Origin of the sequence: Ilumatobacter sp. (genome assembly GCF_049588435.1) — a bacterium.
In the GTDB taxonomy this organism is placed as follows: Bacteria; Actinomycetota; Acidimicrobiia; order Acidimicrobiales; family Ilumatobacteraceae; genus Ilumatobacter_A.
In genome coordinates this window covers 1-3,680 of sequence record NZ_JBAVYV010000357.1, presented here as the reverse complement: position 1 = coordinate 3,680, position 3,680 = coordinate 1, and the positions used below count along the sequence as shown (strand labels likewise).

The window sequence follows — 3,680 nt, the reverse complement described above, 5'->3', positions numbered from 1 at the left end:
TCGCGTGCGGGCCCCTCGGCACCGGCAACGTCGTGAAACTGGTGACCAACCAGTTGTGGTTCGTCGCGGCGGCCGCGATCGGCGAGGGCTTCGCTCTCGGAATGGCGAACGGCGTGGAACTTCCGGTGCTGTACGAGGCGATCTGCGACTCCGTCGGCGACTCGTTCGTCGCGCGCCACGACGCGCCCTCGATCTTCGCCGGACACTACGACCCGTCGTTCTCGCTCGACCTCTGCCTGAAGGATCTCGGCCTCATCGACGAGCTCCAGCAGCACGTGTCCGCGGACTTCGTGATGACGGATGCCGCACGCGCCGTGTTCTCCGACGCGGGAGACCGCTACGGGCGCGACGCGGGCGAACTGCACGTCGCCCGACGCCTCGAGGACGATGCCGGAGTCGACTTCCGGCTGCCCGGCGACTGGACCCCGCCGTGGGAGGTCACCGACACCTGACCCTGCTCCGACCGAAAACCGAGGCATCTCGTGAACTCTTCCAGCGCTCCGTGCGCGAAGAGTTCACGAGATCGGCGGGGTTGGGCCGAGGAGGAGGTCGATCGCGTCGATGACCGATCCGGCGCGGACGGTGCCGGCGAACTCGGGGTCGGTGTTGAGTCGGTCGGCGACGATCGCGAGGTCGGGGTGCTCCCGGCGGGCGCGCTGTTCTGCGGAGCGACCCGGGAAATGGTGCAGCGTGTAGACCATCGGCAGGAGCCGCGCGAACCGCGCGAGGCGGCCGCCGAGCGGACCGGTCGTCAGCGGTCGACGGGCCGCGGTGACCGGATGATGCGACCACAGGTCGTCCATTCCGGCATAGAACTCGTCCGCAGCGGCGACGTGCACGTGGGCCACCCGCATCTGCATCGCGGTCGCAGCACACATCAGGCACGGCTCGAGCGTCGTGTACAGGTGCAGCCCGTCGGCGTTGAACCGGTCGATTCGGGCGAACGCGTTCATCTCGGCGTGGGCCATCATGTTTCCCGAGAGCGTTCGCGGCTCCGGGTCGTGTTGGGCCACGCGATTGCGTCCGACGGTGACGATCGATCCATCGACGGGGTCGACGAGCGCTGCTCCGATCCCGAAACTCCCCGCCCGGAACGAGGCCCACGCCTCGTCGAACACGACACCCCACGGCGCCGCGAGATCCGCCAGCCCAACGTCGCTCATCACGTCCATGCTCGCGCGGCCGCTGGCAACTCGTGAACTGTTCGCGCACGGAGTGCGCGAACAGTTCACGAGATCGGGGTTGGGTTGGCGGCCAGCCGGGTGGGAGGTGTGGGTCAGCTGCTGAACTCGGCGAGCGCAGCGTCGACCACCTCGGGTTGGATCCCGCACTTCAGGACCGAGACCTTGACGTTCTCCGTTGCCGTGGGGTCACCGCCGGCGAGCAGCGTCAGCGTGGTTTCACCGTGGTCGGCGACCGTTGTCTCGATGCCGCAGTTCGCGACCATCGGATCGAGTCCCTGGCCCTCGTACTCTCCCCCGCCGACCATCAGATCGAACACCGTTCCCTGCACGACGTCGGTCGGCCGGTCGGCACTGAAGCCCGACGGATCGATCTCGGGAGCAGCCGATTCAGCACCCTCGGCGGGGGCGTCCTCGATCGGCGGCAGCGGCTCGTTGCGCAGGCTGGCGACCGCCCGGTCGATCTGGTTCTGGGTGACGCCACAGTCGAGTGCGGCCTGCGCAACCGGTTCGACCGCCGCCGGCTCACCGGTGGCCGCGCCGAGCCCGAGCAGCTCGTCATCGGAGATCCGCGTCGCCAACGTTTCGATCGTGCAATTCGCCACGTTCGGCTCGACGCCGATGTCGGGCGAGGTCAGCAGGTCGAACAGCACGCCGCCGACGACCGATGTCGGCTTCTCGTCGCCGAACGTCGACGGATCGATCAGCGGGCCACCCGATCCGTCGTCCTCCGGTGGAGGCGGGGGTTCGGTCGTCGTCGTGGTGGTCGTCGGCAACGGAACCGCGTCGAACGCGGCCACCTCGGCCGACCCGTTCGACGTGTCGGCGGTCGCGTACACCGCGATCGCGGCACCGACGAGGACGACGGCACCGATCGCTGCGGTGACGGTCTGCTTACCCGGGACCAGCGCCGCGAGACGCACCGAGTGTCCCGTGTCGACACCCTGCTCCTGGGTGCCGAGCCAACCCTTCTCGTCGATCCACACCAGCAACGGCGGCATCGCGACGAGTGCGGCCAGCAACGCGATCGCGACGTTCAGCGTCACGATGATGCCGAAGTCCCGCAGCAGCGGGAGTGGCGAGAGGACGAGGACGGCGAAGCCGCCGATCGTCGTCATCGCGGACGTGAAGAACGCTCGTCCGGTTCGACTCGCGGCCGTGTCGGTCGCCTCACGCGGTTCTCGACCCGCCTGACGCTCCTCCAGATACCGCCCCATGATCAGGACGGAGAACTCGGCACAACTCGCGATCACCAGCGGACCCGACACCGTCGTCAGCGGACTCAGCTCGAATCCGAGCAGCCCGACGAAGAGCGACGACGCCCCGACGGCCATCAGCACGGGCACCAACGCGAGCAACGCCCGGCTGAGGCTACGGAATCGCAGCACCAGCCACAGCGCTGCACCCACGAGGGCCAGATACGTCAGGTTCGCCCGGTTCGCGGACAGGTTCTCCAGGAGCCCGATCCCGACGGTCGCGAGTCCGGCCGGTGTCGCCTTGACCGCATCCTGCCCCTCCGAGATGTCGGTCAGGAGGATGCTGTCCTCGGGAAGATTCGGGAGGAGTTCGTCGATCCGACGATCGAGGTCCTCCTCGAGGTCGTCCACCAGCACCGCCCGGTCCTCGAGGCTGCCCTCCTTCAATCGGAGGTTGATCTGCGCCGCAGTCGGGTTCTCCGTGTCGTTGATGAGTGCACGACGGATCGCCGGAGCACTCTCCTCGGCCGCCTGCGCGGCGAGTACCATGTCGGCCGACGTCGGGGCGATGTGTGTCGCACCGTCGATGTCGATGATCTTCTCCAGCGTTCCGACCAGGCTGGACGAGCCGACGACTTCGTCACGGGCCTCGGCGTCGACCGTGAAGTCGAAGATCAGGTCGACCACGTCCTGATCGAGCACGTTGTTCGACGCCACGAGCACCCCGAGGGTGGACGAGAACTCGGTCTCGTCGGTCAGCCGGTCGAGGTCCTTGACGGTCTGGCTCCCCTGATCGATCCACTTGATCGGATCGGACTGGATCTTGGTCTGACCCTCGACCAGCACACCACCCACGAACAGGACCGCAGCGAGGACCACCAGCGGCAGGCCGAACTTCGTGGGCAGGCCGCCGAGTTTGACGACCAGCCTCTCGACGGCCGAGTCCCCGCGTTCCTTGGTCGGCTTCGTCCACTCCCGGATACCGAGCGCGGAAGCGGGGACCACGATTCCCACGATCACGAGCACGATGACACCGACGGCGAGCAGGACACCGAAGTCGCGGATCATCGGTACCTTCGAGATCCGCAATGCCAGGAATGCGATGACACCGGTGATGGTGGCCACGATCAACGGCGGCGCGACGTTCGCGAGCGATTCGGCGATCGGATGCACCTCGCGGTCGAGGACGACCTCCTCTTCGACCCGGTTGTGGATCTGGATCGCGAAGTCGATCCCCAGCCCGATCAGGATCGGGAGCCCGGAGATCGTGACCAGCGACAGGCTGAGTCCCATGTAGCCGAGC

Annotated in this window: 3 protein-coding genes; 1 reads left to right on the top strand and 2 read right to left on the bottom strand. The window is 67.5% G+C overall.

Annotated elements, in window-relative coordinates; genetic code table 11:
* Nucleotides 1–452, top strand: a 452-nt coding sequence (locus WBV89_RS13850) for an NAD-binding protein (protein WP_423981942.1), incomplete at its 5' end; no start/stop codon positions are given.
* Between the two features lie 63 nt (nt 453–515).
* Here the strand turns inward: WBV89_RS13850 and WBV89_RS13845 are convergent.
* Nucleotides 516–1,163: a nucleoside deaminase gene (locus WBV89_RS13845; RefSeq protein ID WP_423981941.1), complete on the bottom strand. Its 648-nt coding sequence runs from the start codon at nt 1,161–1,163 to the stop codon at nt 516–518.
* 113 nt (nt 1,164–1,276) lie between these two features.
* Nucleotides 1,277–3,680, bottom strand: a 2,404-nt coding sequence (locus WBV89_RS13840) for an MMPL family transporter (RefSeq protein ID WP_423981940.1), incomplete at its 5' end; no start/stop codon positions are given.

Excerpts from the sequence above, each read along its gene's own strand:
- WBV89_RS13845 (WP_423981941.1), bottom strand. The coding sequence starts at position 1,163 with ATGAGCGACGTTGGGCTGGCGGATCTCGCGGCGCCGTGGGGTGTCGTG.